Origin of the sequence: Streptomyces sp. NBC_00554, assembly GCF_041431135.1 — a bacterium.
Classification (GTDB): Bacteria; Actinomycetota; Actinomycetes; order Streptomycetales; family Streptomycetaceae; genus Streptomyces.
Window position 1 is genome coordinate 6,496,167 of record NZ_CP107799.1, and the last position, 26,991, is coordinate 6,523,157.

The window sequence follows — 26,991 nt, forward strand, 5'->3', positions numbered from 1 at the left end:
CTATCTGCATCATAGCTGTTGCAGATAAGAGAATAAGAGCTACAGTGGTGTCCTAGTTAGATACCGGCTCGCCTTCACCCGACCTTTCGAAGGGGAACAGCCATGACCACCACATCCACCGCCCTCATCACCGGTGCCTCCTCCGGACTGGGCGCCGAATTCGCCGCTCAGCTTGCCGCCCGCGGCCACGACGTGGTCCTCGTCGCCCGCTCCCAGGACCGCCTCGAAGAACTGGCCGAGCGCCTGCGCACCCGGCACGGCGTCCAGGCGCACGTCCTGCCCCAGGACCTCGCCGAGCCCGATGCCGCCGCCCGGGTCACCGACGCCCTCACCGCCCGCGGCCTCACCGTCGACCTGCTGGTCAACAACGCAGGCTTCGGCACCTGCGGCCGGTTCGAGGAAATCGACCCGGCGCGCGAGCACGACGAGATCATGGTCAACGTCGTCGCCCCCGTGGACCTCACCCACGCCCTGCTCCCCGGCATGCTGGAGCGCGGCTCCGGAGCCGTCCTCAACGTCGGCTCCACGGCGGGCTACCAGCCGGGCCCGTACTTCGCGGTCTACAGCGCCACCAAGGTCTTCGTCCTCAACTTCTCGCTGGCTCTGCGCCAGGAGTGCCGAGGACGCGGCATCCGCGTCACGGCCCTGTGCCCGGGCCCGGTCGAGACAGGCTTCTTCGACGCGATCGGCACCCGCAAGGCCGCGGTGACGGGCTCCTTCACCACCACGGAACCGGTCGTCCGCGCAGCCCTGCGGGCCCTCGACCGCGACCGCGCCTACGTCACCCCGGGGCTGGGCAACGCACTCGGCGCCCACCTGACCCCCCGCCGCCCGCGCACCCTGGTGGCGGCGATCGCCAAGCGCGTCACGCGCAAGGTGCTGGAGCCGGAGCGCAAGCCCTCCGAACTGGCGGCCGCGTGAACCGGTCACGCACGACCCGTTGAATTTCCGTTACGCGCGGGTAAGTTGACCCCCGTTCAGGAACCCTGCGACCGGGAGCCACCATGGGCGTACGCAAGGACTTGAAACGGGCGAAGAAGCGCACCGACCTCGCGTCCCGCACCAAGGTCGAGCTGACCAGGGACGACACCGGCAAGGTCCGCGAGGCCCGCACAGCCCGGCTGGCCCCGGGCCCCACCACCGGCAGCACCGCCGACCTGCCCTTCACCAACGCGGCCGAGACCCCGGACGTCGTCGTCCTGCGCCGCCAGGAACACGGCACCTGGCACCCCGTCACCGCGGCGGCCTTCGCCCGCGAAGTCACCGCCACGGCAAAGGGGTTGATCGCGGCAGGGCTCGAACCGGGCGGCCGGGTCGCGGTGATGTCCCGTACACGCTACGAGTGGACGGTCCTAGACTTCGCGATCTGGGCAGCCGGCGGCCAGTCCATACCCGTCTACGCGACCTCGTCCGCCGAGCAAGTGGAGTGGATCGTCAGGGACTCGGGCGCACACTTCGTGATCGTCGAGACCCCCGAGAACGCGGACACCGTGACGACCGCCACGGCCCGGCACCCCGAACTCCCGCGCGTCTGGCAGCTGGACGCGAACGCGCTGGCCGAACTCGCCACCCTGGGCCGGGACATCCCCGACGAGGAGGTGGTCAAGCGCCGCGCCGCCCTCACCCCGGACGCCATCGCCACCCTCTGCTACACCTCCGGAACGACCGGCCGGCCCAAGGGCTGCGTCCTCACCCACGCCAACCTGCACGCCGAAGCCGCCAACACGGTCGAGCTGCTGCACCCCATCTTCAAGGAAGTCACCGGCCAGACCGCCTCGACCCTCCTCTTCCTCCCGCTCGCCCACATCATGGGCCGCACCCTCCAGATCGCCTGCCTGATGGCCCGCATCGAAGTGGGCCACTGCCCGAGCATCAAGCCCGATGAACTCCGGCCCGCCTTACGGGAGTTCAGGCCGACCTTCCTGGTCGGCGTCCCGTACCTCTTCGAGAAGATCCACAACACCGGCCGCGCGACCGCCGAGAAGATCGGCCGCGGCGCCTCCTTCGACCGCGCCCACCGCATCGGCGTCCGCTTCGGAGAGGCGTACCTGAACAAGTTCCTGGGGACGGGCAAGGGGCCAGGACCGGGCCTGTACGCCGCCTGGGCGCTCTACGACCTGCTGGTCTACCGCCGTATCCGCAAGGAACTCGGCGGCCGCGCCCGCTACGCCATCAGCGGCGGCTCCCCGCTCGACCGCGACCTCAACCTCTTCTTCTACGCCGCCGGAATCATCGTCTACGAGGGCTACGGCCTCACCGAGACGACAGCCGCGGCGACGATCGTCCCGCCCCTGCGCCCCCGCCCCGGCACGGTCGGCCTCCCTGTCCCCGGCACCGCGATCCGCATCGCCGACGACGGCGAGGTTCTCATCAAGGGCGGCGTCGTCTTCGGCGCCTACTGGAACAACCCGTCGGCCACGGACGCGGTACTGCGCCGCGACTGGTTCGCCACCGGCGACCTCGGCGCCCTCGACGAGGACGGCTACCTCACCATCACCGGCCGCAAGAAGGACATCCTCGTCACCTCCGGCGGCAAGAACGTCTCGCCCGCCGTCCTGGAGGACCGCCTGCGCAGCCGCCCGCCCGTCGGCCAGTGCATCGTCGTCGGCGACAACCGCCCGTACATCGCCGCCCTGATCACCCTGGACCCCGAGGCCGTCGCCCACTGGCTCGCCGTACGCCAACTGCCCGCCGACACCCCGCTGTCCGCGCTCACGGACGATCCCCGGATGCGCGCCGACGTCCAGAGGGCCGTCGACCATGCGAACGACGCGGTCTCGCGCGCCGAATCCATTCGCCGGTTCACCCTGGTGGCAGGCGAGTTCACCGAGGACAACGGACTGCTCACCCCGTCCCTGAAGGTCAAGCGCCATGCGGTGACGGCGGCCTACGCGGACGAGATCGAGGCGCTGTACGGGAGCTGAGCACGTGCGCCGGACATGAAAAAGAGCGGGCCGCCGATGTGCTCGGCGGCCCGCTCTCCCGGTGCTGAGAACTACTTGTTGCCGGCGCCGTTGCCGGAGAGGACCGGGATGTTGCTCAGGATGTGCGACAGCGGCTCGTCGCCCTTGGCCTGGGTCGAGTTCTCGACACACTGCTGGTTCTGCGGGGCCGACAGGATCGGGATGTCCTGGAGCGCGACGCCACCGATGCCCGCGATGCCGCCGGCGTTGACCTTCGCGGGCAGGCCGATGCAGGGCTTGTTCAGGGAACCCTGGATGAGCGAGAGCTGCGGGCTCATGTCGCCCTCGGTCTTGGAGTTACCGAACTCCTGGACCGCGCCGTTGCCGCTGGTGGACTGGGTGCCGTTGTCGTTGCCGATCGCCAGGGCCTGGGGGGCGACCCCGGCCGAGATGCCGGCGACGGAAGCGGCAATAGCGGCGGTTGCCCACAGCTTCTTCATGTTCATTCCCTTCAGAAAGCGGACTCCAGTGAGGAGCTGCGTAATGATCAACTGCGTAGCGCCTGCCGGGGTTGCGGGTTATGCCCCGTTTGGCCCAGCGTGTGTTTGGGAACGCCGTGCAGGGGCGCGCCCGTGCTGCCGTGAACACAAGCCGCTGCCGTGAACACAAGCCGGCGGGCCGCCGATGGATCGGCGGCCCGCTGACGGGAACTCAGAAGAGAACTACTTGTTGCCGGCGCCGTTGCCGGCCAGGACCGGGATGTTGTTCAGGATGTGCGACAGCGGCTCGTCGCCCTTGGCCTGGGTCGAGTTCTCGACACACTGCTGGTTCTGCGGGGCCGACAGGACCGGGATGTCCTGGAGCGCGACACCGCCGATGAGGGCGGCTCCACCGAGGTTGAGCTTCGCGGGCAGGCCGACACAGGGCTTGTTGAGCGAGCCCTGGATGAGCGCCATCTGGGGGCTCATCTTGCCGTACGTGGCCGAGTTGCCGTACGTCTGCACGGCACCGTTGCCGCTGGTGGACGTCGTGCCGTTGTCGTTGCCGATCGCCATCGCCGGCGTCGCGGCGGCAGCGGACACACCGACGACGGAAGCGGCGACCGCCGCAGCAGCCATAACCTTCTTGATCACTAGCTAGTCCCTTCTGGAGAAACCCCGTCCACCGGAGCGCTCTGGTCAACTGCCCCGGCCGCTCTTGGTTGCTCTGTTTCACTCCGATGGCCCACGTCGAAGAGTGATTCCGGCGTGCGCGCGCCAATTCGGAGTCCCATGCGTTTCCTCGTTCCGAACGGGCCATTCGGGTGAATCACCGCAACCAATCCGTTCGCGCCGGGTTGATGCGAGAGCAGGAACACGTGTGTCTGCACAGGAAAGGAACGCGAAATGCTTCAGAAGGCAATGGCCGCGGTGGCGGTCACCGCTTCCGTGGTCGGTATCTCGGCGGCGGCCGCCCCTCAGGCGCTTGCCATCGGTGACGGCAACGGCACCAACTCCGTCAGTGGAAACGGTGCGGTCCAGGAGTTCGGCAACTCCGTGACCAAGGGCGACAAGAGCCCGCAGCTGAGCCTGGCTCAGGGTTCGCTGAACAAGCTCTGCCTCGGCGTGCCCGTCAAGGGCAACGTGGGCGGAGCCGCCCTCATTGGCGGTGTGGCGCTCCAGGACATCCCGATCCTGTCGGCCCCGCAGAACCAGCAGTGCGCCGAGAACTCGACCCAGGCCAAGGGTGACGAGCCGCTGTCGCACATCCTGAGCAACATCCCGGTTCTCTCCGGGAACGGCATCGGCAACCACTGACCGCTGTCTCGAAAGGCTCGGGCCGCCCGTCGCGTTGACGAATGGGCGGGCCCGGGCTTTTCCGCGATTTCCTTCCTGCTTCGGTGCAGGGTGAATCGAGCTTTGGTGCAGGGCAATTCGAGTGAATTACCAAGTGGATTACGTTGTGTAGTTTCTCGATCGGCTGTCCCTCGTTTACAGCCTGCAGGTCATGGTGCGAGCCTTTCATGCTGTGCTCGCTCGGCTTCGGCCGTCATAGGGGCATGACCGCAGAGAAGGGAAAGCACGTGAAGCTCAAGAAGAGCGCTGCTGTCGTCGCCGGCGCGATCATGGCCCTGGGACTCGCCTCCCCCGCCTTCGCGGACGCCGACGCCCATGGTGCGGCCATCGGCTCGCCGGGTGTCCTCTCGGGCAACGTGATCCAGGTTCCCATCCACGTTCCCATCAACGTGTGCGGCAACTCGATCAACGTCATCGCCCTGCTGAACCCGGCGTTCGGCAACACCTGCATCAACGACTGACGCAGACGGCACATCAGCCGCTTCGGCTGTGCCACGGCCGGCCTTGGAACGCATTTTCGGTTCCAAGGCCGGCTTTCCTCACTTCATCAAGCAGGAAGACAACGAGATTGCGACAGACCCTGAGTAGGGGAGTGGTCGTGGCCGCGGCCGCGACGAGCATCCTGTCCCTGTACGCCACCCCCGCCCTCGCCGACTCGAACGCGAACGGAACAGCCAAGGACTCGCCGGGAGTCGGCTCGGGCAACAGCCTCCAGCTCCCGGTGAACGCACCGGTGAACGCCTGCGGCAACACCCTCAACGTGATCGCCGCGCTCAACCCGGCGTTCGGGAACTCCTGTGCGAACGGCGCGGATTCGTCCGGGTCGAACCAATCGCACGGGTCGAACCAATCGCACGGGTCGAACGGGTCGCATGGGTCGAACGGCTCGCATGGCTCTTCCGGCCATGACGACTCGTCCGGCTACGGCTCCGACGACTCGGGCGGCGGCCACGGGGGCGGCTACGGCGGCGGGCCTGGCAGCGACCACGGCGGTGGTTCCGGCGGTGGCTCCGGATCCTCGGCGTACGGCGAGACGCACGGTTCGCCCGGCATCCTGTCGGGCAACAACGTCGCGGCGCCGGTCGACGTTCCGGTGAACGCGTGCGGCAACACGGCGGACGTGGTCGGCGTGGGCAACCCCGCGTTCGGCAACGACTGCGAGAACGGCCCGGGAGGCTACGGCGACACCCCGCCGACGACGCCTCCCACAACGCCGCCGACCAAGCCGCCGACGACGACGCCGCCCACCACGACGCCGCCGACGAAGACCCCGCCCACCAAGCCGCCGACGACGCCCCCCACGACGACACCGTCCACTCCTTCGACAACCCCGCCCGTAGCTCCCCCCGGGCCCCCGCCCACCCTGCCGCACACCGGCAGTGAGGGACTGCTCGCGACCTCGGCCGCAAGCGCCGCCCTGCTCGCGGGCGGAACCGTCCTGTACCGACGAGGCCGAGCCGCGTCCCGTCGGTAGCACCCCGGGTGCCGGACGCCTCACGCGCCCGGCACCCGAGCCCGCGTCAGCGCCGGGCCGGGTCCAGGGCCTCGCGCCGCTGCTGCCGTACCGGCACAGGCATCGTGCCCAGCCGCCGCCGTACCCCCCGTACGAGCGTGCCCGCCGTGAACGTGGCGCCGTGCACGAAACGCATCGCCGGGCCGAAGCCGGACGCCGTGACCAGGCCCGCCATGAAGAGGCCGGGCACCGAGGACTCGAAGTCCCGGCCGACCTCGGGGGAACCGTCGGCCACCGCCGCGAGATCCCCGCGCAGTTCGTCGGAGAGCAGGCCGAGCCGCTCACGGGTGGCTTTGAACCCCGTGGCCGCGATGACGTGTTCGGTCTCCAGGGATGTCGCCTCGCCGTCGCGGCTCACCGTCTCCAGCCGTACGGCGCCGTCCGACGCGTGGGCCGCCGCGACCTCGTGGCCGAGGAGCAACTCGACGGCCGGCTCGACGCGGTCGCGGACCCACCAGGCGCCCGCCGGGCCCAGTGCCGTGGCCGCGATCCGGGCGCGGGTGGTCTCCGGGAGGCGGTGGAAGAGGCCGGGGCGCTCGGCGTAGAACCAGTTGCGCCAGCCGCAGCCCAGGCCGCTGTGCGGGGTGCGGGCGGACTCCCACCACGGGCGCTCCCAGGCGGGCGGCACGTCGTTCCAGTTCAGCCGGCCGGCGCGGGCCAGGACCCGGACGCGGCTGCCCTGTTCGGCGAGGAGGGCGGCCGTCTCCAGCGCGGCCTGGCCGCCGCCGATCACCGTGACGTCCCGGCCGCGGAAACGGTCGAGGTCGCCGTGGTGACTGCTGTGCGAGACGTACGAGGGTCCGAGCTCGCGCAGGACGGCCGGTACCTCGATGAAGGGCAGGACGCCGACGGCGAGGGCGACCGTGCGAGCGTGCAGGATCTCGCCGTCGGCCAGGACCGCCTCGAAGCCGCCGGGGACTGCGCTCACCCGGACCACGGTGCGCTCGTCGACCTCGGGCACCGCGTTGCGGGCGAACCACAGGCCGTACGAGGCGAACATCTCGACCGGGATGGGCTCGCCGTGCCGGGCCCGGACACCCTGACCGGCACAGTACGTGTCCAGGCGCCAGCGGTCCTCGGGGTCGGAGAGGTTCGACGCCCACGGCTCAGACTTCAGGAACATTCCGTCGGGCATGTGGTCCCGCCAGGACGCCATGGGCCTGCCGAGCACGCGCAGGCTCAGCCCGGCCGCCGCGGCGTGGGAGGCGACGGACAGGCCGTACGGGCCGGCTCCCACCACCAGGAGGTCGTACATCAGCAGCTGCTCGCTTTCTCGTCGTCGGTCAGGGGATTCGGTTCGCCCGGCTGCCGTACGACCCGCGGTTGGGCCGCGACGGGGGCCGAACGCCGTACGCGGTCCAGCAGGCGCCGGAACACATGGCGGCACCACAGGGCCCACATCGTGAGCCCGGGCGCGAGGTCGTCCCGTGCGTGCCAGGCCAGCTCGCAGCCGCTTGCCTGCGGGCGCAGGGCGCTGAGCGGGGCGTAGTTCTCCACCACGAACGCGCGGCCCGGCAGCGGGGCCGGAGCCGGCAGCGGACGGTGGGTGAGGTCCAGGTGCAGGGCGCGTACGACGTCCAGGCCGGCTCCGTCGGCGAAGAGCCGGAACTGGGCGCCGGGGCGGGGGTTGAAGTCGAGCAGGTGGTAGCGGCCGCTCGCGCCGTCCCTGCGGAAGTCGAGGTCGAAGACGCCGCGGTAGCCCAGTGTTCCGACGAGCCGTTCGACGAGCGACTGGAGCTGCGGGTTGGGGGTCCAGCGGCCGACCGCGGTCAGTCCGGCGCCGCGCGGCCAGGCGCGCTGCTTGCGGCCGGGGCCGCCACCGCACACCGCCCCCGACCGGTCGGCGTATCCGTGGAAGAACCAGTCGCGGTCGGGCCCCGGCGGCAGGTACGCCTGCAACAGCAGTCGGCTGCCCGCCTCCTCGGCGCGCAGATACAGCGCCTGTGCCTCCTGCGCCGAGTGCACCACCACCGTGCTGCGCAGCCCCGTCCCGGTGGGCATCAGCCACGGGCGGCTCCACTTCGCCACCACCGGCAGCCCCAACTGCCAGGCTGCCGCGGCCGCCTGCGCCGGGCTGTCCGGGATGAGCGTCACCGGGTGCGGAATGCCCGCGCTCGCGCACAGGGCGGCCAGTTCCGCCTTGTCGGCCACGAGCTCGGCGAGGGCGCCGGGCTGCTGCGGCAGCAGATAGGAGGGTGCGAGGTGCTCACGGCACTGGGCCACCGCGACGGCGCTCGCGTCATCCATAGGGATCAGTACGGCGGGACGGGACACGCGCGCGGCCACTCGGCGCAATGCTGCGACGATTTCTCCTGCGGATGCGCCGGGCGGTGGCGGGGGATGCATCTCGGAGACAAAACGCGACCTGCGGACGGGACTTCCCGTTGAATCGGCGACGACATGCACCTCCACGCCCGCTCTGCCGAGTGAGCGTACGGCCCCCAGCGTTCCGTGGTGAAAGGGGTTCCGGTCGATCCGCAGAAGGACTGCGGGGACTCGGGTGTCGAGAAACGGCACGGAATTTCCTTCGGGTCGGTCACCCGTGCGGGTGATCGGCGCACTCAAAGGCCGGAGCCTCGGTTGGCGGAATGGGTATTCATATGACTGAGTGTCAGTAGGCAGAGGGCAAATCGGAGTAACGGAAGACGGAAAGCGCCGTCGGATCAGCAGAGTGGAGAGAGGTCAGGCATGGCCCCACAGCAGCAACGGCCCCGGAGCAGGCGGCTGGCGTGCGTCGCGGCCGGAATCGTCGCGTCGGTCGCCCTGGCGTCGGGTCCGGGATACGCCGTGGGCGCCGGGGCGGTGCGAGTCGCCGATCCTCCGGCGCCGACACCGACGACGGTGACCCCGTCAGTCACCCCGCCGACGACACCCGTGACACCCACACCGCTCACACCACCGGCGACGACGCCCACGACGCCCGCGACCCCCGCGGACACGACCGCGCCCGCCGTACCCTCCGTGGAACCGAAGCCCGCCGAGAAGGCCCCCGCCGTGGGCGCCTACCTGGACTACGGCGCCCGCGGTGTCGCCCGGATCGCCGAGCTCAGCAGGTGGCTGGGCGGCACCGAACTCCGCGTCGGGCACACGTATCTGCCCGGTGACCGCTGGAGCAACATCGAGGGCGCCCACGGATTCCTCGACGTCTGGGCGGACTGGCGGCTCGAGCAGGACGACCGGATGCTCGTCCTCAACGTGCCGATGATGGAGCGCAACGAGGAGGGCGTATCCGACGCCGAGGTCCGGCTGCTGCTGCGCCAGGCCGCGGCAGGAATGTTCGACAAGCACTTCCGTGCGCTCGCCGAACGCCTTGTCGAGCTGAACGTGCCGGACACCGTCATCGTGCTCGGCTGGGAAATGAACGGCATTACCTACACCCATCGCTGCGGTCCCGACCCGGAGGCCTGGAAGAAGTACTGGAACAGAATCGTCACCACCATGCGGGCGGTGCCGGGACAGAAATTCCGGTTCGACTTCACCCCGAACCGCGGCCGGGACGCCATCCCCTGGACGCAGTGCTATCCGGGGGACGACACGGTCGACATCATCGGTATGGATTCGTACGACCAGCCGACGGGGCTGTCATTCGACGAGCAGGTGAAAGAGCCCTACGGCCTTCAGGCGCACGTGGACTTCGCCAAATCCCATGGCAAGCCCATTTCCTATCCTGAATGGGGACTCTTCCGCAACGGCGACAATGCGACGTACATGAGGCGCATGCTCGCCTGGATGACAGAGCACAAGCCGCTGTACAACACGGTCACCGACTACTGCCCGCATGGTGTGTGGCAGTGCTCGGACAACCCGAAGGCGTCCGAGATCTACCGCGCGGCGCTCTCCGGCCAGGCCGTTCCCACACCCGTTCCCACACCCGAACCGACGCCTCCGTCCAAGCCGGTCCCCCCGCCCAACTGCTCGCCGCTGGACCTGGGCGACTGGGTCGAGTACTGGATCGGCGGCAAGCTCTGCCTCCGCTTCGACTGGTGGTCGCGCAGCCGGTGACCCAGGAATGAGAGCGGTGGCGGCGGGTCGTTCAGGGACTGCCGCCACCGCGCTCCCTCCAGCGTCGCAACAGCTCCTTGCCCCGGCTGCGCGCGGCGACGTCGCAGACGACCGCCGACATCAGCGGGGCCGTACGCCGCCGGGCGAGGAGCAGACGCTGGTTGACGACGGGCTCCGGACGCCAGTGGCGCTTGTAGGGTTCGTCGCCGCGCAGCAGGCTCAGCGCCGCGCGTTCGCCCGCCTCGGTGTGCTGGGCGCAGGCGTTCAGCAGTATCACCGCGACATCCGCCTTCCGCTCCCGCAGCTGCGGGTGGGCGCCGTACAGATAGCCGCCCGCGAGGCGCCGCGACAGCAGTGTGAGATCCACGGCCATCACGGTGTCGTCGAGCCGGAACTCCGTGACCACGGCGTCCCCGGAGCGCACCATCGGGCCCACCGACCGGACCAGATGCTCGGCGAACCGCTCCTGAAGATGCTCCGACGTCACCTTCCGGCCCTGCCACTGCAGTTGATGCAGTTCGAGCAGCCGCCGCAGCGCCGCGTCCACCTCGTCATGGTGTACGACGCGCTGCTCGACCCCGAGCGCGGTCAGCTTGCGCAGCTTGGCCCGTACCCGCTGGGCCTTCGACGAGGGGAGTCGGCTCACCAGTTCGTCCATCGACGTGGCGGGCAGCTCCAGGCAGAGCGAGTCACGCACTCGGCTGCGCGGCCCGCGCCAGCACTCGAAGATCCGCTCCACCGCGCCGCCGGGTCGCACCTCACGGAAGTCGATCAGCGCGGTACGGGCCGCCGCCGACAGCCCCTCGGCGAGCGTGGCGGCCGCCCGGTCGGCGTGCTCGTCGTCGATGAGGACGTCTCCGTAGTCGGAGATCGCCCCGCCGAGCGGTACGAGCGCGGGCAGCGGACGGCGTACCCGCATCAGCGGGGCCACCGCCCGGAGTTCGCCGCCGTCATCGCGCACGAGCACCAGACGCAGCCGGCCGGGAGTGCCGTACGAGAGCCACCAGGAGTGCAGCCAGGCGTGGCTCTGGAACGGGGTGGCCGCGGCGCAACTCCGGTACAGGCGGCCCCAGGCCGGACCGAGTTCGGCGAACTCGCGCTCGTCGGTGACGAGTTCGGCCACCAGGGTGCCCGCCGGAGCGGTCTGCAGCGTGCCGCTCACATCTGCCCGCGCACATCGGCGGCCGTGGCGGGGCTCGGCACCGAGGCCGGGCGGGCGGTGTCCGCGGTGCGCCGAGGGCGGACGAGCAGCACCAGACCGCCGAGCAGGCCGCCCGCGCTGGCGCCCACCAGACCGGTGACCGTCGGCGAGGCCGAGGACGCCTGGGTGGGCTTCGTGGCCCGGGCGAACTGCTCGAGTTCGACGTTCGTGTCGGCCTTGGCGTCGTTCGCGTGCCGGGTCAGCGCGCGCGAGACCGCGTTGGCCATGTCGGCGGCGAGGTCGGGGCGCGAAGAGGTGGCCGAGATGGAGACCATCGGGGCGTCCGGCGAGGTCGCGGTCGACACGCTCTGCTGGAGCGTCTTCACCGGCACACCGGCCCACACCTGCGCGTCCCCGAGCACCGCGAGCTGTGTGGCGACCCGGCCGTACGCCTGCGCGAAGCCGAGGGCGGCGGCCGGGTCCGACTGCTCGGTCGGTACGGCGACGACATAACTCGTCGCCGTGTACGCCGGTGGCTTCACGACGCCGTACGCGCCGCCGACCAGCCCGCCGAGTACGGCGCCGGCGGCGAGCAGGGACCACGGCGGCAGGACCTTGGCACGGGCGAGGGCCGCCGAGCCGTTCGGGCGGTGGCCTCTGGTGGGGTTTTCGGTCATGAGGAACTCACTCCCAGTCAGGTGCGGGACAGAGCGGCCGCGTACACGTCCATGAGCTGTGCGGCGCTGCGGGTGATGCAGTAGTGGTGTGCGGCGTCCGGTACCGAGCGGGGCGCGGGGCCCTCCTCGCGGACCTTCTTCAGGGCGCGGGCGAACGAGTCCGAGCCGCCCTGCACCCGGCGGGTGCCCAGGGTGGCGCCGGGTGGCAGGTCCTCGACGGCCGGGCAGGACACGTAGAGCACGGGCAGACCGGCCGCCATCGCCTCGACGACGGCCAGGCCGAACGCCTCCTCGGCGCAGGGCGAGGCGAGGACGTCCATGGCCGCTATCAGCGACGGCAGATCGGCCCCGGGAAAGCCGCCGGTGGGGCGCTCGCCGGTGAACAGCACCCGGTCCGCGACCCCGGCCTGCTGCGCCGCCCGCCGCAGCACGCTCTCCTCCGCGCCGCCGCCGACGAGCAACAGCCAGTAGTCGTCGGGCAGTTCGGCCAGGGCGCGGACCAGTACGTCGAACCGCTTGCCCGCGGTGAGCCTGCCGACGCCGCCGACGACGTACGCGCCGTCCGGCAGCCCGAGCCGGCGGCGGGTGCGCTCGCGCAGCACCGGGTCGAAGCGGAAGCGGGCCAGGTCGATGCCGTTCGGCACGACGTCGATGCGCGGTCCGGGCACGCCCCAGCGGCGCAGCCGGTCGGCGACGGTAGGCGAGACGGCGACCGTGGACCGGCCGAGCCGCTCGCTGGCCAGGTACAGCGCGCGGACGCCCGTGCTCAGCCTGCGCCCCTCCATCTGCGAGTCGCCCAGGGAGTGCTCGGTGGCCACCACGGCCCTGACTCCCGCCAGGCGTGCGGCGATCCGGCCGTACACGCAGGCCCGGTAGAGGTGGGTGTGCACGAGGTCGTACCGGCCCGCGCGGATCAGCTTCACCAGGCGGGGGAGCGCGGCGAGGTCGCGGTTGCCGCCCATGCCGAGGTGGGTGACGCGTACGCCGTCGTCGGTGAGCCCGTCGGCGACCGAGCCCGGGTTGGTGAGGGTGACGACATCACAGTCGACGGGCAAGTGGCGCAGCAGCAACCTGAGTTGCTGCTCCGCACCGCCCACTCCGAGGCCCGTGATGATGTGCAGGGCCTTCATCAGACCCCCTCGGCCGGGCGCCGGCGCAGGCGGTGCAGCTTGAGCTTCAGGAGCAGGCGTACGGCGGTGTCGTTGTCGCCGATGTGGACGCGGGGCAGGGCGTACGGGCCGGTCAGCGGGCCGGGGTCGATGGCGCAGGCGTACGTGTATCCGGCGTCCCGTACGGCGTCCACGACCCGCTGGTCGATCGTCCCGTACGGATAGCAGAAGCCGGCGATGTGAGCACCGATCAACTCCGAGAGCACCGCTCTGCTTTCGGCGACCTCGGCGTACACGAGGGCGTCGTCGGCCTTGGTCAGGTCGACGTGGGTGAGCCCGTGCGAGCCGATCTCGATGCCCACGGAGGCGGCCGCGAGCCGGATGCCCTGCTTGCTCAGCAGCGGCTTGCGGGGGCCGAGCGGGTCCCAGGCGTTGTCACCGCTCAGCCGGCCGGGCAGGACGAAGAGGGTGGCGCCGCAGTCGTGGCGCTGCAGGAGGGGCAGCGCGGTCTCGACGAAGTCGGCGTACCCGTCGTCGAAGGTGAGGCCGACGAGGTCGCGCCCCTTGCCCCGGGCGCGCGCCGCGAGCAGGTCGCTCATGCTCACACCGCGCAGGCCTCGCCGCCGCAGCCAGGTCAGCTGCTGGTCGAGGCGGTCAGGCGAGACCGTGATGCGGTACGGGTCGTCGGTGGGGTCGCCCACCGAGTGGTACATCGCCACCCACGGGGGCGTCGTGTCGAGGCGTCTGGTGGCGGATGCGGTGTCAGCGGAAACGGACATGCGGGAGCCTTTGTGTGAGCGAACGGAGGGCGGGTGCGAAGCCCTGGACACCCAGGGCCCAGGCGAGCAGGGCGAACACGACGGTCACGGCTGTGCCGCCGGCGAGGAGGCCGAGCAAGGGGGAGTCCATGCGGCTCGCGCAGAGCCCGCCCGCCACTGCGGCGACCAGCGCGGCGCGCACCGGCTTGCTGAGCTCGGCCAGCACCTCACGGGTGTGGATCGGCACGCTGCGCGGGCCCATGCCGTACAGCAGGAGCGCGGCGCTGATGGTGATGCCGAGGGCGTTGGCGGCGGCGATCCCGAGCACGCCCCAGGAGCCGACGGTCAGTGCGCCGATCCAGGAGGTCGCGATGATCCCCGCGGTCATCGCGAACAGCGGGTACCAGGTGGGCCGCCCGCCCGAGAAGTACGAGCGGACGAGCGCGCCGACCAGGGTGTGGCCGAGCAGTCCGAGGGCGTACACGCGCATGACGGACGCGGTGGCCGCCGTGTCGTGCGCGTTGAACGCGCCTCGCTGGAACAGCAGTTGGATCATCTGGGGCGCGCACGCGACGACCACCGCCGTGCCCAGGAGCACCGTGCAGGAGACCAGCGCGAGATCGCGCTCCACGCGGGTGCGGGCGCGCTCGGTGTCCCCCTCGGCGATCGCCTGCGCCACCACCGGGAAGGTGACGGTGCAGAGCATCAGCGAGAGCACCATCGGCATCTGGGCCACTTTCTGGGCGTAGTTCAGATGCGAGATGGCGCCGGCGGGCAGCGAGGAGGCCAGGAAGCGTTCGATGAGGACCTGGGACTGGCGGCACAGGGCGAAGAGCAGCACCGTGGTGACGAGGCTCAGGTCCATCGGACGCGCCTCCTCGACGCCGCCCGCGTCCTCCGCCACCTTCTTCCGCCTGAGCTGCCGCCACACCGAGGGCGCCTGAGCCGCCACCATCAGCCCGCTGCCCAGCGCGACACCGAGGGCGGCCGAGCGCACGCCCCAGTGGCCGCCGAGCACGAACATCGCCGTGATGATCCCGGTGTTGTACGCCACGTAGATGACGGCGGGCGCGACGAACCGCCGGTGCGCCCGCAGCACCGCACTGCAGTACCCGGCGAACCCGAAGCCCAGGACGCAGGTCGCGGTCAACCGGGTGCAGTCCACGGCGAGTTGGGGATCAGGCAGGCCGGGTGCGAGGCCCTCGACCAGATAGGGCGCCCCGACGATCAGCAGGGCGCAGGCGGCCACGAAGGCCAGCGACAGCCGGGGCAGGGTACTGGCGACCAGCGCACGGACCGGATCGCCCGGGGCCCCCTGCGCCCGGCGGGCAACGGCCATGCTGAACGCCGGGATGAGGATGAAAGCCAGCCCGTCCTCGATCAGCAGGGTCGAGGCGAACTCCGGCACCGTCCACGCCACCAGAAACGCGTCCGTCTCCGACCCGGCCCCGAAGAGATGCGCCAGCGCCTGGTCCCGGCCGAGGCCCAGCAGTGCCCCGGCGATGGAGAGGGCGACGGTGACCAGGGCCGCCTTGGCGAGGAAGCGGCTGGAGGGCGGGTCGTCGGGGTGCGGGGGCGCGGGGGGCGCGGTGCGCGCGGCGGGCAGCGGAACGGGGCCTGCGGGGGCGCCGCCGCGGACAGCTCCGGGAGCACGATCGCGGCGGCCACTGCCCGTACGTGCGATCGCGCCACCGCCCGTACCTGCCACCGTGCCGCCGGCCGGGCCGCCACTCGTACCGCCGCCCGCGTGTCCGTTCGTACCGCCTGCGGTGGCACCGGCCGGGTGGGCACTCGCGCCGCCGGCCGTGTGTCCGCTCGTACCCCCGGCCGTGGCTCCGACCATGCTCCCGCCCATACCGCTGACCGTGTATCCGGCCGTACCGTCGCCCGCTCCTCCGGCCACGTCGCCGACCTCGCCCCCGGCCACGCCACCCGCCCCACCCTCGGCCCCGGCCCGAGGCGGCGTCACCGTCATCGCGCCGAGGCCTCCTCCAGTGATCCGGGTGCTGCCACCGGGTCCGGCGCCGGCTCAGGGGTCGAGGAAGCCGGATCCACCAGCGCCCACCACCCCACGAGCCCGAAGCAGACAGCAGTCAGGACCGTCGAGGGCCCGCCGATGTCCGCGTACATGAAGTCGATCAACTGCCAGCTGAGCAGCCCGCACGCGACGAGCGCGCAGTCGGCGCCCGACGGAGTCCGCCGCACCCGTACGAGCCCCCGCAGCGCGCACACCAGGAGCGCCAGCCAGCTGCCCGCGAGGGCGAGCAGGCCGATCAGACCCTGTTCGCTGAGGATGAGCAGGTACATGTTGTGCGGGGAGAGCAGTGGCTGCTTGCGGAAGGCGGCGCCTGCGCCTCCGGTGTCGCTGCCCGAGGAGAGGGCGAGGGAGGCGTGTCCGTCGCGGTGGTCGGGGAAGCCCTTCAACCCGACGCCGGTCAGGGGGTGTTCGCGCCACATGTCGACGGCCGCCGCCCACATCGTGTAGCGGTCGGTCACCGACTGGTCCGGCGCGTCGGCGACCTGCGTGATGCTGCTGATCCGCTCCTGGAGCATCGCGGTGCCGACGCCGAAACCGCCCACGAGGATCACCACCGCCGCGGCCACCGCCGCACCCACCTTCACCGCCCGCCGCAGCCCCGCCAGCACCAGCTGCGCGCCGCACGCCGCCGCCGTGGCGATCCACGCGCCCCGGCTGAACGACAGCGCGAGCGGCAGCAGCAGGACCAGCGAGCACACCACGGCGGCCGTCCGCTGCCGGGCTGTATTTGCCCCGAGCGCCAGCCCCACCGCGCACACAAGGCCGAACGCCACCACGGTCGCCATCCCCATGATGTCCGTCGGCCCGAACGTCCCCACCGCGCGGATGTCCTCGCCCTGGTAGGTGGCACCGGTCCCGGTGACGTACTGCTGCACCCCGATCGCCCCCTGCCAGAGCGCGAGCCCGACGAACGACCAGGCCAGCACCCGGAAGTCGCGCCGGTCCCGCACAAGGAGCAGCACCGCCGCCGGGACCAGCACGAAGATCTGGAGATAGCGGGCGAGGCCGGTGATCCCGGCCCCCGCGTTCGCCGCCCCGGCCGCCGCGACCGCGATGCCGACCACGGGAAGTCCGATGACCAGGGCGGCGGTACGGGACAGGGGACGCCGCCTGCCTCGTACGAGACGCACCGCGCAGCACAGCACGACGAGCCCGGAGACGGCGTCGGCCACGGTCGCGCCACCCTCGCCGCCGGGCGCGACCGGCAGCCCGAGGAGGGCGATCACGGCGACCACGGGCAGGACGGGCAGCGCGCGCCCGAGGGCGGACGTCAGGGTGCCCAGGGGCGAGAGGGGCAGGGCTTGACTCACCGGGTCAGCTCCCCGTCGGACGTACGAGCGCGGCGGCCGTGCGCAGCAGGATGCAGATGTCCTGCCACAGCGACCAGTTGTCGATGTAGGCGTTGTCGAAGCGGCAGCGGTCCTCGATCGAGGTGTCGCCGCGCAGCCCGTGGATCTGGGCCAGGCCCGTGATGCCGGTCTGCATGCGGTGGCGGGCCGCGTAGCCGGGGTAGGTCTGGCTGAACTTGCCCACGAAGTACGGGCGTTCGGGGCGCGGCCCGACCAGGCTCATGTCGCCCCAGAACACGTTCCACAGCTGGAGCAGCTCGTCCAGCGAGCTGCGCCGCAGGAAGTGGCAGAACCGGCTCATCTCCCGCTCGTTCGCCACACTCCAGCGGGTCGCGGCCTCGTGCGCGTCGACCGGTCGGTGCGTGCGGAACTTCAGCAGCGTGAAGGGGCGCCCGTCCTTGCCGATGCGCTCCTGCCGGAACACCACGCCGGGGCCGTCGCTCAGCCGCAGCATGACAGCGCACACCAGCAGCAACGGGCTGACCAGCAGCAACAGTGTTCCGGAGACGGCGACATCGAGGAGCCGCTTGCCGATGCTGCCATGCCGCCTCGGCGCGGACAGCTGCCGGCAGGAGAAGCCCGCGAGCTGCCCGTGCTGCCCGCTGTCGTACGACGGAGAGTCCGCGTCGACCTCCCAGACCGCGCAGCCCGCCTCGGCCAACGCCCGCAGCAGCGGCCCGCGTTCGCCGCCGGACTTCACGACGAGCACCGCCCGCACACTGTTCTGGATGAGGGCCCGCTGCACCTCCTCGCCCGTGGTGAGGACCGGCAGCCCGTCACCCCCGGTCGCCTGGTCGGCGACGATGCCCACCGGCCGCACTCCGCACGCAGGATGACGCAGGAAGGCCGCGGCCACCCGCTGCGCCGTCGCGGCGGGGCCGATCACCAGCGCGGCACTCGGGCGCAGCACGAGGGCCCGGCGCCGCCGCCAGTGCAGCGTGCCCCGGCCCGCGCAGCTCGCCGCCGACTGGAGGACGCAGCCGATGGCCAGGGTCCGGGCGGACAGCGCGGCGGCGGGGAAGAGCGCCGCGAGCAGGGCCGCCGGCACGCACCAGGCGACCGCGATCCGCGCGCAGACCGCGGGCAGTTCGTCCAGTACGGCGGGCATGGGCTCGGCGCGGTACAGCGACGCGTGCGCGTTCAGCCAGACCACTCCGAGCACCAGCGCGACGACGAGGAGCGGCTGCCGCTGCGTCTGTGTGAGCGCAAGGCCGGCCAGCAGCGCCGCACCGCCGTCCACGGCGAGCAGCGGCAGGCGGGAGGCCCGCCGCACGGAGGGCCGCTGTCCGGCCGGCAATCTGAAGCCGTCGGCGGCCCCGCGCGGGGGGATGACCGAGACGGGTGAGGATCCGTACTCCCGGGGCTGTCCGCCGGGGGAGGGAACGGTGCTTTCCGCAGTCACGAGTGGATGGACTCCCTGCACTCGGTGTGTTCCCCGCTCACGGCCTGTCCGCCGAGCCCCGGAGTGAGCAGCTCGCGGTAGACGTCCGCGACCGCGTCGGCCGTGCGGCGCACGTCGTGCGTGGTCAGTACGTGGCGGCGGCCCTGGTGGCCGAGGGACTCGCGCAGCAGCGGATCGGACAGCAGTTCGGAGATCGCGTGGGCGAGTGGGCCGGGCGCCTGAGACGGCACCAGGCAACGTGATCGGAGCGCCGGCGGCAGGCTCTCGCGGGCGCCGTCCACATCCGTCAGCACGACCGGACGTCCACAGGCCATCGCTTCCAGCGGAGCCAGCGCCATGCCCTCCCAACGGGACGGCAGCACCACCAGATCGGCGGCCTGGTACCAGGGCACGGCATCGTCGGCGGCACCGGCGAACAGCACCCCGGCGGGCGCCCCGGCACGCAGCCGCCCGGTGTCCGGCCCGTCCCCGACCAGCACGAGCCGGGCCGTCGGCACCCGCCGGACCACCTCGCGCCACGCCTCGAGCAGGACGTCCTGCCCCTTCTGCCGGCACAGCCGCCCCACGCAGACCACCAGGGGGCTCACCGGCCCGACTCCCGCCTCGGCGAGCAGCGGGATCCCGGCCCGCACGGTGTCCACGGCCGCGGGGTGGAAGCGCGCCGGATCGACGCCGTTGGGGATCACTCGCCAGGGGGCGCGCACTCCGGCGCGTACGCCGGTGGTGCGCTCCGCTTCACTGACGCACACCACCCGGGAAGCCCAACGCGCCCCCCACCGCTCCCACTTCAGCGCGAGCCCGGCGGTGACCCCGCCGACGGCCTCGAACGACCAGGCGTGCGGCTGGAAAACGATCGGTACCCGCCCCCGTACGGCGAGCCGGGCGGCGAGCCCTGCCTTGGCGCTGTGCGCGTGCACCACATCGGGCCGCACATCCGCGATCACCCGCCCGAGCCGCCGTACCTCCTGAGGCAGCGAAGGCCCCGGCGCACGCGTCGCCTGCCAGTCGCGTACGTCACCGCCGAGCGCCCGGAGCGTCCGTGCGAGGCCGCTGCCGTCCGGGCAGGCGACGGTGACGTGCGTTCCGGTGGAGAGCTGGGCCCTCACCAGGTCCGTCACGACCCGGGCGACTCCGCCGTCGACCGGCTGGGTGATGTGAAGGACCTGGGGCGGAGGGTCGGTTGACAGTTGCATGCGCGGTTCCTCGCTCAAGGGTGGCGCGCGGGCGCGCGCGTCACTGCTTCGCGTCGACGGCGGTGAACAGTGCCCCGACCCACGCCGCGTCCCGCTGCGAAACGAGCCGGAAGGTCAACTGGTCACCCCCGCGCCGGATCCCCTTACCAAGTTCGAGGACGTCCGAGTCGTAGCCGAGCGTGTTCGGGTACGCGGGCACTCGCTTCACCGCGGCCGACGCCGGCTCGCTGATCGTCGAATTCAGCACGTCGTCACGGGGGTTCGCCCCGTCGCCCAGCGCTGTCGGCCCGCCTCGCCCGGTCGACACGGTCAGCGAGTCGCCCCGGCTCCCGCGGTCGCCGTTGTACGCGACCAGGCCCGCACGCCCGCCGGCCCCCGCGGGGAACCGCAGGCCGCGCAACCGGATCACCTGGTCCTCGCGCGGGCCGAGCGAGTCGAAGCCGTCCCACATCGCCAGATGCCGCAGCGGCTCCGACTCCTTCTCGTACGCCACCATCAGCGTCCAGCCGCCCCAGGCACCGGCGGCGGAGCGGCCCATGGCGACATTGACCTGCGCCACGGTGTACAGCCCCGAACCGCTCGCCCGCACCAGCTTCGTGACATCCGCCGAGGCCTGGAAGGCATCGGCTCCGCGCGCCACCCGGTGCCCGACCACGGTGTCCGCGAGCACGGCCTTGTACTCGCCGTCGGGCTCCGCGAACAGCACCCGCCCGTTGTCCTTCGGCGGCTTCTGCTCACCGACCCGGAGGTTGCCGCCCCAGTACAGCCGCGCGTACGTGACGCGCGCGCCCTGCGGCAGACGGACCTCGCCGAGGCTGGAGTTGTACGTGTTCGGGTCCTTGTCGACATCGACGTAGAACATGTCGAAGTCGCTGTTCACGGCCGCCTGTCCGCCCGCGCGTGCCGCGGAGCAGGACGCCGCCGCCGCCCGGGTGACCGTCGTACGGCAGCTGATGGAGGAGTTGGCCGCCCGGACGATTCCGCCGTGCTGCAGCGCGCGGTACCGCTGGGTGAAGTTGACGCTCTCCGCCTCGACGGCGGACGGCGCGGCCGTCGCGGGGCAGCCAGGCGCCAGCACAGTGGCGAGGGCAGAGCAGCCGACCAACGCACGGCGCAGCAGAAGACCCGGGGAAATACGCATGACCGGCGGTGCCCTTTCGGGAGGAAAAGGTTCGGGACCAGGCCTGCTTCCAAGCGGCCTCGGGAGGAGCGCCACACTAGCCTCTATCCGTATTTATCGGTGAAAGCTGACAAGTGTGTCGGAATGGTGAAAGCCCGGCGGTTTACGAGATCACCCTTTCGGAGGCACAACCCGCGCGGGCGCCGCGCGTTGATTCCAGAGCCGGGCATCCCCGCCCGGATGTTGTGTCGACTCCAAGGAGCACTTCTCCATGTCGCGTATCGCGAAGGGCCTGGCCCTGACCTCCGTTGCCGCCGCCGCCGTGGCGGGCACCGCCGGCATCGCCGCCGCCGACAGCGACGCACACGGCGCCGCGGCCCACTCCCCGGGCGTCCTGTCGGGCAACGTCCTGCAGGCTCCGATCCACATCCCGGTGAACGTCTGCGGTAACACGGTCAACGTCATCGGTCTGCTGAACCCCGCGTTCGGCAACACCTGCGTCAACGACTGACGTCAGCGCGGCCCCTTCTGCCGGCCGTCCTCCCCAACGGGAGGGCGGCCGGTTCGCGTTGCCCCGAATGGGGGGAAGCGGGTTCCTGCTCCCGGTATGGCTCCTCACCAGGGAGGACGCCGGTGGCAAGGACTCCGGGCCGCTACGCGGAGCGCTCGATCGGTTGCAGACGGCGATGACCACTTCCACGGTGAGAACAAGGTCAAAGTCCGAACGAACCATCGAAGGGAACCATCCATGCGTGCTCTGCCCGCACGGCGCATAGCGTCCTCCGCACTCTGCGCCACGCTTCTGCTCGGGATCGCCGCACCGGCCGCCATCGCGGCGGACAGCGACTCGGCGCGTGGCCACTCCGCTGCGGCGGCACCCGTCCCCGGCGCGGACGCGCTTCTGGCGCAGGTCCAGTCCCTGGCCGACATCGGCACCGTGCTGACCCCGGTCACCGATCTCCTCAACGCCGCGCTCAAGGCCGACGACGGCCAGCTCTCCGCCGACCAGGCGGCCACGCTCGGCCAGGCCGTGAAGGACGCGATCGCCAAGCTCACCGCGGTGGCCCCGGTGACGCCGCCGGTGTCGGTCCCTGAGGTGCCGGCTGTGCCCGCGACGCCGACGGTGCCGGCTGTTCCCGCGGTCCCGGCTGTTCCTGCGGTCCCGGCTGTTCCCGCGCTGCCCAAGAGCGACGAGGCCGCCGAGGACGACAAGGCTCCCGCTACGAGCGGTTCGCGTGCCGCGGCTCCGGCGGACCTGAAGGCCGACGCGCTCGCCGCGCTGCAGAAGGCGGTCGACACGCTGCTCGCGGCGGTCACCTCCGGCGATCCTGCAGGAGTGGTCCCCGCCGCGACGGCTGTGGTGACGGGTCTCGTCAACCTCGTCGTCGCCGTGGTGCTCGGCGGCGGCCTGCCCGTGCCGGACCTGCCAGGTCTGCCGAGCCTGTCCTCACTGCCGGCGGTCCCCGCGGTTCCGGCAGTTCCGGCGGTTCCCGCAGTTCCCGCGGTCCCGGCGGTTCCGGCCCTCCCGACGGGCGGTCTTCTGCCCTCCTGATCCCGGGGAGCGGTGCCTGAGGCGAAGCAGTCGCCACCCAGCCGTCGTGCCGACCGTCCCGGTCGGCACGACGGCTGTTTTGCATTCGCTCTTATATGAGAATGCGACGCGCCGTTCATTCGGGTGGGGTGCAGGAAATTTCTGCACACGGGGTTTCCGTCGCGTCCGGCCATCGTTAGCCAGGGCGTATGCACATTCCCTCTGGTGACATCAGTTGCCGAACCGGTGACATGAGTTGCCGAAGAAAGGAACACGATGAAGTCCCTGAAGGCCGCCGCTGTCGTTGCCGGGTCCATCGCCATCGCTGGTGCCGCCGCGCCCGCCTTTGCCTACGAGGCCTCCGACCTCACGCCCACCAGCCTCAACGGCGCCCTGGAGACCATCACCAGCCAGCGCTCGCTCAGCCTGAAGGACGTGCAGCCGCTCCAGCACCAGTCGGACGCGCTCAACACCGAGAACCAGAGCTCACCGCTCAGTGCCGTGAGCAGCGCGACGGACGCGCTCAACTCGCCCGGTGGTCCCACTGCGCTCCTCGGCGGACTTCCCCTTCAGGGCTGACCCGAGTCAGGGGCTGACCCGAGTCAGGGCTTGAATCGAGCTAATCGGTTCATTTCATCGCGTGTCTTTTCCGCGAGGCCCACGGACACCTCCATACGCTGGAGCAAATCTCCAAGGAAAGGGCTGACGATGAACACTGCCAAGAAGGCCGCTCTGATTATCGCCACTGCCGGAATGGCAGCGGGTGCCGCTTCGGGCAGCGCCTTCGCCGACGCCGGCGCGGAGGGAGCCGCGGTCAAGTCCCCGGGTGTCCTCTCCGGCAACGTCGTACAGGTCCCGGTGCACGTTCCGGTGAATGTCTGCGGCAACACGGTCAACGTCATCGGTCTGCTGAACCCGGCGTTCGGGAACACCTGCGTCAACAAGTGACGTCGTACGTCGACCATCGACATTCGTACGCGCGCTGAAAGGGCCGATTCCGCATCCCGCGGAGTCGGCCCTTCGCGTTTGCCGGCCGCGCGCTGCCGCGTTGCCGGCTGCGCATTGTTCGATTCGCGTCCCTCGTTCGTGTGGTCGGCCGGTCGGTTGTCGCCCGGTCGGGTGAGAAAGGGGCGGGCCCGTTCGGGTGCGTCGATAAGGTTCCGCGGTGACCTCAACCTCAAGCGAAACGCGCCCTTTCCGGGCCGCCGATCTCGGCACGCTCGCCGTCATGGCCTTCAGCGGTGACGCCCCCGACGGGGACATGCCGTACCTCCTCGCCTATTCCCTGGGCGACAGCGAGGGCGGCCCGGAGGCCACCTCGGCCGCCATCGAGCGGCTGCTGAGCGACAACGGTCTGCCCGTCGGAGACACGCTCCTCGACGGTTCGCAGTACCCGAGCCTGCCGCTCACCCTCCTCGTCGAGGCGGGCCAGGCCGTCGTCACCATGCCGTCCCTCAACGCCCAGTGCGTCGTTCCGCCCGAGTGGCTCGCCGCCGTCGGCGAACGCGGCTACGCCTACTTCCTGTTCGCCACCCGCGCCTGGCCCGACGCCGAGCCCGGCAAGCCCGTCGACCCGGAGAACCTGGCCGCCTTCGCGGGTGACGAGGAGACCCTGAACAGCGCGGCGCACGTTCTGCTGCCCGCGCGCCGCCTGCGCGGCTGATGGCACGGACCGCGGGTGGCAGCCGTGCGCTCGCCCTGCTGCTGGTGCTCACGGGGGCGGCCGGTCTGCTCGCCTCCTGGATCATCACGATCGACAAGTTCAAGCTCCTCGAGAACCCGGACTTCGTGCCCGGGTGCAGCCTGAACCCGGTCGTCTCCTGCGGCAACATCATGAAGAGCGACCAGGCCTCGGCCTTCGGGTTCCCCAACCCGATGCTGGGCCTGGTGGCGTACGGCATCGTGATCTGCGTCGGCGTGAGCCTGCTCGCCGGAGCGGCCTTTCCACGCTGGTACTGGCTGCTCTTCGACGCGGGCACGCTGTTCGGCGTCGGATTCTGCACCTGGCTGCAATTCCAGTCGCTCTACCGAATCAACTCGCTGTGCCTGTGGTGCTGTCTGGCCTGGATCGCCACGATCATCATGTTCTGGTACGTGACGTCGTTCAACGTACGGAATGAATTCCTGCCCGCGCCCGGCTGGTTGAGGGGATTCCTCGGGGAATTCACCTGGGTTCTGCCGGTGCTGCACATCGGGATCATCGGCATGCTGATCCTGACCCGATGGTGGGACTTCTGGACGAGCTGACTATTGGGCTTGTTGGGGGAATCTTGCGCTGATGAGGTTCTCAGCATCGTTACGCGGTACGGACGCTGACCCCCCGAATCCTGAAAGGGACCGTACCTGAAATGAAGCCGACCACTCGAGGAACTCTGGCCGCTGTCCTGACCGGCGTCGCGGCAGCGGTGGGTGCCGCCGCCGCGGCCCCCGCCGTCGCGGCAGAGACGGTCCCCGTCCCCGTGCCGCTGGACGGTGTGGAGAGCGCCCTCAATCTGCAGACGCCCAGGATCACCGGGCAGCTGCCGGTACCCATGCCGGGCAGCCCCGAAGGCCCGCGGTACGTCGAGGGTCGGCTGCTCCCCGATCGGGCTCTGCCGCAACTCCCGGTCACTGCCGGGCTGCCCGGGGCGGACGTGCGCACGCCTCTCCCGCATGTCCTCGGGGACGGCTTCGACCACCTCGGAGTCGGAGCGCCCGCCGCCGATCTCCGCACGCTGACCCCCGGGCTGTCCCTGGACACCCCGCTCACCGCGCCGAACCCGGACAACTTCGGCCTGCCGGAGCCGAAGCTGCCTCAGGTCGCCGTGCTCACACCGCTGCTGCAGACGGTGCCCGGGGCGAACGTGGTCATGGGGGCTGGAGCGTAACGGCCATACGGGCGAGGTCCGGGCGCCCGGCCCGGGCCTGCCGCCCACACCTTCCCGCGACTGATCCCGACCGTCATCGACCGCACCTGTATCCGCATCAGCTGCATCCGTACTCGCACCCGATTGATCCGGCTGATCCGGCGAGGAGAGAACCATGTTCGTCAACAGAGTGCCGAGCAGAGTGTCGAGCGCGGTGTCGGTGAGGCCGGTGCAGCCGGTCGTCCCGGCGAGTGCGGGGGAACCCGGCCGCCCGGTGGCCTCCCGGCGCGGGACCCGGCGGGACGTCGTGCGCGGCCTGCTCGCGTCGGCCGTCGCCGTGGCGCTGACCCCGGTCGTCGCCGCCTCACGGCCCCCGCACCCCCCTCGGCCCGCTCGCTCCGAGGACTCTCCGTTCGACGAGATCTACCGAGGCCGCCACCTTCTCGGTGCGAAGACCGACGCGGGCCGCCGCGCCGCGGCCGGCGGCGGTGAGTGGCAGGTCACCGTGGACGGCCGGCCGCTGCACCTGATGCGCCGCGCGGACGGCACCTATCTGAGCATGGTGGACCACTACCGGTCATATCCGACGGCGCTCGAGGCGGCCCGCGCGGCCGTCGACGAACTGGGCCCCTCGGAGCAACTGCGCGGCACGGACGCGGAGGAGAGTGCCGCGGAGGGAAGTGGTCACGCGCATGGTGTACACCCGTAAGAACGTCAGCACACTGACGCGAGCGGAGCGGCGCCGCTTCGTCGGCGCGATGCTGGAGGTCAAACGCAGGGGCGAGTACGACGAGTTCGTCCGCACACACATCGAGTACTACGTCTCCGACGGCGACGGCGGACTGCGTACGGCACACATGGCGCCCTCCTTCCTGCCCTGGCACCGGCGGTTCCTGCTGGACCTGGAGCGGGCGCTGCGCCGCGTGGACTCCGCGGTGAGCGTGCCGTACTGGGACTGGACGCGGGACCGTACGACCTCATCCGCGCCGTGGACGCAGGATCTGCTCGGAGGGAACGGGCGGCGCTCCGACCGGCAGGTCATGACCGGGCCCTTCGCCTACGCGCACGGCAAGTGGCGGATCAGGGAAGCCGTGACCGACGGGGAGTTCCTCACACGCGAGTTCGGCCGCCCGCAGGCCCCGATCGAGCTGCCCACCAAGCGTGAGCTGGACTCCGCTCTGGCCGACCCCGTCTACGACACGGCGCCCTGGAACTCCACATCCTCCAAGGGGTTCCGCAACCGGCTCGAAGGGTGGGGGTCGGGGTCCGGGACCGCGGCCTGGCGCAACCACAACCGCGTGCACCGCTGGGTCGGTGGGCACATGCTCGGCGGGGCGTCGGTCAACGACCCCGTCTTCTGGCTGCACCACGCCTTCGTGGACCTTCAGTGGTCCCGCTGGCAGAAGCGGCACCGCGGCGCGCGCTATCTGCCCGCGCGGCCGCCGGGGCCGGACGACGAGCAGTACAGGCGGATCGTCGCGCGGCACGAGAAGATGCCGCCGTGGCGCGTGACACCGGACGAGCTGGAGGATCACAGCCGGATCTACCGGTACGCCTGAACCTCCACCGGAGCG

At 71.2% G+C, this 26,991-nt stretch carries 28 protein-coding genes; 15 read left to right on the forward strand and 13 right to left on the reverse strand.

What is annotated here, in order from left to right; genetic code table 11:
- Positions 1-102 precede the first annotated feature (102 nt).
- Entirely contained in the window at positions 103-921 is an 819-nt protein-coding gene (locus OG266_RS28635; protein ID WP_371549045.1) for an SDR family NAD(P)-dependent oxidoreductase, read from the forward strand.
- Between the two features lie 83 nt (positions 922-1,004).
- Positions 1,005-2,924: a long-chain fatty acid--CoA ligase gene (locus tag OG266_RS28640; RefSeq protein ID WP_371549047.1), complete on the forward strand. Its 1,920-nt coding sequence runs from the start codon at positions 1,005-1,007 to the stop codon at positions 2,922-2,924.
- A gap of 71 nt (positions 2,925-2,995) precedes the next feature.
- Here the strand turns inward: OG266_RS28640 and OG266_RS28645 are convergent, their stop codons facing one another.
- Positions 2,996-3,403, reverse strand: coding sequence for a rodlin (locus tag OG266_RS28645; protein ID WP_266461957.1), 408 nt, complete (start codon positions 3,401-3,403; stop codon positions 2,996-2,998).
- Between the two features lie 222 nt (positions 3,404-3,625).
- Positions 3,626-4,036, reverse strand: a complete 411-nt coding sequence (locus tag OG266_RS28650) for a rodlin (RefSeq protein WP_266461959.1) — start codon at positions 4,034-4,036, stop codon at positions 3,626-3,628.
- Positions 4,037-4,288: 252 nt separating this feature from the next.
- Here OG266_RS28650 and OG266_RS28655 point away from each other — a divergent pair, with 252 nt between their 5' ends.
- From OG266_RS28655 to OG266_RS28665, 3 genes are all read left to right on the forward strand, one after another.
- On the forward strand, positions 4,289-4,699 hold the full coding sequence (locus tag OG266_RS28655; protein ID WP_266461963.1) for a rodlin: 411 nt from the start codon (positions 4,289-4,291) through the stop codon (positions 4,697-4,699).
- A 242-nt stretch (positions 4,700-4,941) separates the two neighbouring features.
- A complete protein-coding gene (locus tag OG266_RS28660) occupies positions 4,942-5,199 on the forward strand; it encodes a chaplin (protein WP_326723004.1) in 258 nt (85 codons plus the stop codon).
- Positions 5,200-5,336: 137 nt separating this feature from the next.
- Positions 5,337-6,212 carry a chaplin gene (locus tag OG266_RS28665; RefSeq protein WP_371549050.1) on the forward strand — a complete coding sequence of 292 codons (876 nt, stop codon included), beginning with the start codon at positions 5,337-5,339 and terminating at the stop codon, positions 6,210-6,212.
- 46 nt (positions 6,213-6,258) lie between these two features.
- Here the strand turns inward: OG266_RS28665 and OG266_RS28670 are convergent, their stop codons facing one another.
- Together OG266_RS28670 and OG266_RS28675 are read right to left on the reverse strand one after the other, a co-directional pair.
- The gene (locus OG266_RS28670) at positions 6,259-7,506 is read right to left on the reverse strand and encodes an NAD(P)-binding domain-containing protein (protein ID WP_371549052.1); all 1,248 of its coding nucleotides are present in this window, start codon (positions 7,504-7,506) and stop codon (positions 6,259-6,261) included.
- Positions 7,506-8,768: an ATP-grasp domain-containing protein gene (locus OG266_RS28675; RefSeq protein ID WP_371549054.1), complete on the reverse strand. Its 1,263-nt coding sequence runs from the start codon at positions 8,766-8,768 to the stop codon at positions 7,506-7,508. Before OG266_RS28675 ends, OG266_RS28670 begins: the two co-directional genes overlap by 1 nt.
- Positions 8,769-8,939: 171 nt before the next feature.
- Between OG266_RS28675 and OG266_RS28680 the strand changes: the two genes are divergently transcribed.
- Positions 8,940-10,253 carry a glycoside hydrolase family 26 protein gene (locus tag OG266_RS28680; protein WP_371549056.1) on the forward strand — a complete coding sequence of 438 codons (1,314 nt, stop codon included), beginning with the start codon at positions 8,940-8,942 and terminating at the stop codon, positions 10,251-10,253.
- Between the two features lie 31 nt (positions 10,254-10,284).
- Here OG266_RS28680 and OG266_RS28685 read toward each other — a convergent pair whose 3' ends face one another.
- From OG266_RS28685 to OG266_RS28725, 9 genes are read right to left on the reverse strand one after another with little or no spacing between them, the layout of a single operon-like run.
- Positions 10,285-11,415, reverse strand: coding sequence for a GNAT family N-acetyltransferase (locus OG266_RS28685; protein WP_371549058.1), 1,131 nt, complete (start codon positions 11,413-11,415; stop codon positions 10,285-10,287).
- Positions 11,412-12,071 carry a lipopolysaccharide biosynthesis protein gene (locus OG266_RS28690; protein WP_266461974.1) on the reverse strand — a complete coding sequence of 220 codons (660 nt, stop codon included), beginning with the start codon at positions 12,069-12,071 and terminating at the stop codon, positions 11,412-11,414. Before OG266_RS28690 ends, OG266_RS28685 begins: the two co-directional genes overlap by 4 nt.
- Positions 12,072-12,088: 17 nt before the next feature.
- The gene (locus tag OG266_RS28695; protein WP_371549060.1) at positions 12,089-13,201 is read right to left on the reverse strand and encodes a glycosyltransferase; all 1,113 of its coding nucleotides are present in this window, start codon (positions 13,199-13,201) and stop codon (positions 12,089-12,091) included.
- On the reverse strand, positions 13,201-13,893 hold the full coding sequence (locus tag OG266_RS28700; protein WP_323178319.1) for a polysaccharide deacetylase family protein: 693 nt from the start codon (positions 13,891-13,893) through the stop codon (positions 13,201-13,203). Before OG266_RS28700 ends, OG266_RS28695 begins: the two co-directional genes overlap by 1 nt.
- A 49-nt stretch (positions 13,894-13,942) precedes the next feature.
- Positions 13,943-15,913: a murein biosynthesis integral membrane protein MurJ gene (gene murJ, locus OG266_RS28705; RefSeq protein ID WP_266461983.1), complete on the reverse strand. Its 1,971-nt coding sequence runs from the start codon at positions 15,911-15,913 to the stop codon at positions 13,943-13,945.
- Positions 15,910-17,250 carry an O-antigen ligase family protein gene (locus OG266_RS28710; RefSeq protein WP_371552996.1) on the reverse strand — a complete coding sequence of 447 codons (1,341 nt, stop codon included), beginning with the start codon at positions 17,248-17,250 and terminating at the stop codon, positions 15,910-15,912. The genes murJ and OG266_RS28710 overlap by 4 nt, the downstream gene beginning before the upstream one ends.
- 40 nt (positions 17,251-17,290) lie before the next feature.
- Complete coding sequence (locus OG266_RS28715) at positions 17,291-18,727, reverse strand: exopolysaccharide biosynthesis polyprenyl glycosylphosphotransferase (RefSeq protein ID WP_371549062.1); 1,437 nt, start codon at positions 18,725-18,727, stop codon at positions 17,291-17,293.
- Positions 18,724-19,920: a glycosyltransferase gene (locus tag OG266_RS28720; RefSeq protein ID WP_371549064.1), complete on the reverse strand. Its 1,197-nt coding sequence runs from the start codon at positions 19,918-19,920 to the stop codon at positions 18,724-18,726. Before OG266_RS28720 ends, OG266_RS28715 begins: the two co-directional genes overlap by 4 nt.
- A gap of 40 nt (positions 19,921-19,960) precedes the next feature.
- Positions 19,961-21,061, reverse strand: a complete 1,101-nt coding sequence (locus tag OG266_RS28725) for a DUF3344 domain-containing protein (RefSeq protein WP_371549066.1) — start codon at positions 21,059-21,061, stop codon at positions 19,961-19,963.
- 250 nt (positions 21,062-21,311) lie between these two features.
- Here OG266_RS28725 and chpG point away from each other — a divergent pair, with 250 nt between their 5' ends.
- From chpG to OG266_RS28770, 9 genes are all read left to right on the forward strand, one after another.
- The gene (gene chpG, locus OG266_RS28730) at positions 21,312-21,551 is read left to right on the forward strand and encodes a chaplin ChpG (RefSeq protein WP_266461998.1); all 240 of its coding nucleotides are present in this window, start codon (positions 21,312-21,314) and stop codon (positions 21,549-21,551) included.
- 237 nt (positions 21,552-21,788) lie between these two features.
- Positions 21,789-22,592: a hypothetical protein gene (locus OG266_RS28735; protein ID WP_371549069.1), complete on the forward strand. Its 804-nt coding sequence runs from the start codon at positions 21,789-21,791 to the stop codon at positions 22,590-22,592.
- Between the two features lie 255 nt (positions 22,593-22,847).
- Positions 22,848-23,150 carry a hypothetical protein gene (locus OG266_RS28740; protein WP_266462006.1) on the forward strand — a complete coding sequence of 101 codons (303 nt, stop codon included), beginning with the start codon at positions 22,848-22,850 and terminating at the stop codon, positions 23,148-23,150.
- A 129-nt stretch (positions 23,151-23,279) separates the two neighbouring features.
- The gene (locus OG266_RS28745) at positions 23,280-23,519 is read left to right on the forward strand and encodes a chaplin (RefSeq protein WP_371549071.1); all 240 of its coding nucleotides are present in this window, start codon (positions 23,280-23,282) and stop codon (positions 23,517-23,519) included.
- Between the two features lie 217 nt (positions 23,520-23,736).
- Positions 23,737-24,234: a DUF5949 family protein gene (locus OG266_RS28750; RefSeq protein WP_266462008.1), complete on the forward strand. Its 498-nt coding sequence runs from the start codon at positions 23,737-23,739 to the stop codon at positions 24,232-24,234.
- A complete protein-coding gene (locus tag OG266_RS28755) occupies positions 24,234-24,818 on the forward strand; it encodes a vitamin K epoxide reductase family protein (RefSeq protein WP_371549073.1) in 585 nt (194 codons plus the stop codon). The genes OG266_RS28750 and OG266_RS28755 overlap by 1 nt, the downstream gene beginning before the upstream one ends.
- Before the next feature lie 101 nt (positions 24,819-24,919).
- Positions 24,920-25,438 (forward strand): hypothetical protein, encoded by a 519-nt coding sequence (locus OG266_RS28760; RefSeq protein ID WP_266462012.1) that lies wholly within the window; start codon positions 24,920-24,922, stop codon positions 25,436-25,438.
- Between the two features lie 154 nt (positions 25,439-25,592).
- Positions 25,593-26,126, forward strand: coding sequence for a tyrosinase family oxidase copper chaperone (locus tag OG266_RS28765; protein WP_371549075.1), 534 nt, complete (start codon positions 25,593-25,595; stop codon positions 26,124-26,126).
- Positions 26,110-26,976, forward strand: a complete 867-nt coding sequence (locus tag OG266_RS28770; protein WP_266462016.1) for a tyrosinase family protein — start codon at positions 26,110-26,112, stop codon at positions 26,974-26,976. The genes OG266_RS28765 and OG266_RS28770 overlap by 17 nt, the downstream gene beginning before the upstream one ends.
- Positions 26,977-26,991: the final 15 nt, after the last annotated feature.

Excerpts from the sequence above, each read along its gene's own strand:
- OG266_RS28635 (WP_371549045.1), top strand. The coding sequence starts at position 103 with ATGACCACCACATCCACCGCCCTCATCACCGGTGCCTCCTCCGGACTG.
- OG266_RS28640 (WP_371549047.1), top strand. The coding sequence starts at position 1,005 with ATGGGCGTACGCAAGGACTTGAAACGGGCGAAGAAGCGCACCGACCTC.
- OG266_RS28645 (WP_266461957.1), bottom strand. The coding sequence starts at position 3,403 with ATGAAGAAGCTGTGGGCAACCGCCGCTATTGCCGCTTCCGTCGCCGGC.
- OG266_RS28655 (WP_266461963.1), top strand. The coding sequence starts at position 4,289 with ATGCTTCAGAAGGCAATGGCCGCGGTGGCGGTCACCGCTTCCGTGGTC.
- OG266_RS28660 (WP_326723004.1), top strand. The coding sequence starts at position 4,942 with ATGACCGCAGAGAAGGGAAAGCACGTGAAGCTCAAGAAGAGCGCTGCT.
- OG266_RS28670 (WP_371549052.1), bottom strand. The coding sequence starts at position 7,506 with ATGTACGACCTCCTGGTGGTGGGAGCCGGCCCGTACGGCCTGTCCGTC.
- OG266_RS28680 (WP_371549056.1), top strand. The coding sequence starts at position 8,940 with ATGGCCCCACAGCAGCAACGGCCCCGGAGCAGGCGGCTGGCGTGCGTC.
- OG266_RS28690 (WP_266461974.1), bottom strand. The coding sequence starts at position 12,071 with ATGACCGAAAACCCCACCAGAGGCCACCGCCCGAACGGCTCGGCGGCC.
- OG266_RS28695 (WP_371549060.1), bottom strand. The coding sequence starts at position 13,201 with ATGAAGGCCCTGCACATCATCACGGGCCTCGGAGTGGGCGGTGCGGAG.
- OG266_RS28700 (WP_323178319.1), bottom strand. The coding sequence starts at position 13,893 with ATGTACCACTCGGTGGGCGACCCCACCGACGACCCGTACCGCATCACG.
- murJ (WP_266461983.1), bottom strand. The coding sequence starts at position 15,913 with ATGACGGTGACGCCGCCTCGGGCCGGGGCCGAGGGTGGGGCGGGTGGC.
- OG266_RS28720 (WP_371549064.1), bottom strand. The coding sequence starts at position 19,920 with ATGCAACTGTCAACCGACCCTCCGCCCCAGGTCCTTCACATCACCCAG.
- OG266_RS28725 (WP_371549066.1), bottom strand. The coding sequence starts at position 21,061 with ATGCGTATTTCCCCGGGTCTTCTGCTGCGCCGTGCGTTGGTCGGCTGC.
- chpG (WP_266461998.1), top strand. The coding sequence starts at position 21,312 with ATGTCGCGTATCGCGAAGGGCCTGGCCCTGACCTCCGTTGCCGCCGCC.
- OG266_RS28735 (WP_371549069.1), top strand. The coding sequence starts at position 21,789 with ATGCGTGCTCTGCCCGCACGGCGCATAGCGTCCTCCGCACTCTGCGCC.
- OG266_RS28740 (WP_266462006.1), top strand. The coding sequence starts at position 22,848 with ATGAAGTCCCTGAAGGCCGCCGCTGTCGTTGCCGGGTCCATCGCCATC.
- OG266_RS28745 (WP_371549071.1), top strand. The coding sequence starts at position 23,280 with ATGAACACTGCCAAGAAGGCCGCTCTGATTATCGCCACTGCCGGAATG.
- OG266_RS28755 (WP_371549073.1), top strand. The coding sequence starts at position 24,234 with ATGGCACGGACCGCGGGTGGCAGCCGTGCGCTCGCCCTGCTGCTGGTG.
- OG266_RS28760 (WP_266462012.1), top strand. The coding sequence starts at position 24,920 with ATGAAGCCGACCACTCGAGGAACTCTGGCCGCTGTCCTGACCGGCGTC.
- OG266_RS28765 (WP_371549075.1), top strand. The coding sequence starts at position 25,593 with ATGTTCGTCAACAGAGTGCCGAGCAGAGTGTCGAGCGCGGTGTCGGTG.
- OG266_RS28770 (WP_266462016.1), top strand. The coding sequence starts at position 26,110 with ATGGTGTACACCCGTAAGAACGTCAGCACACTGACGCGAGCGGAGCGG.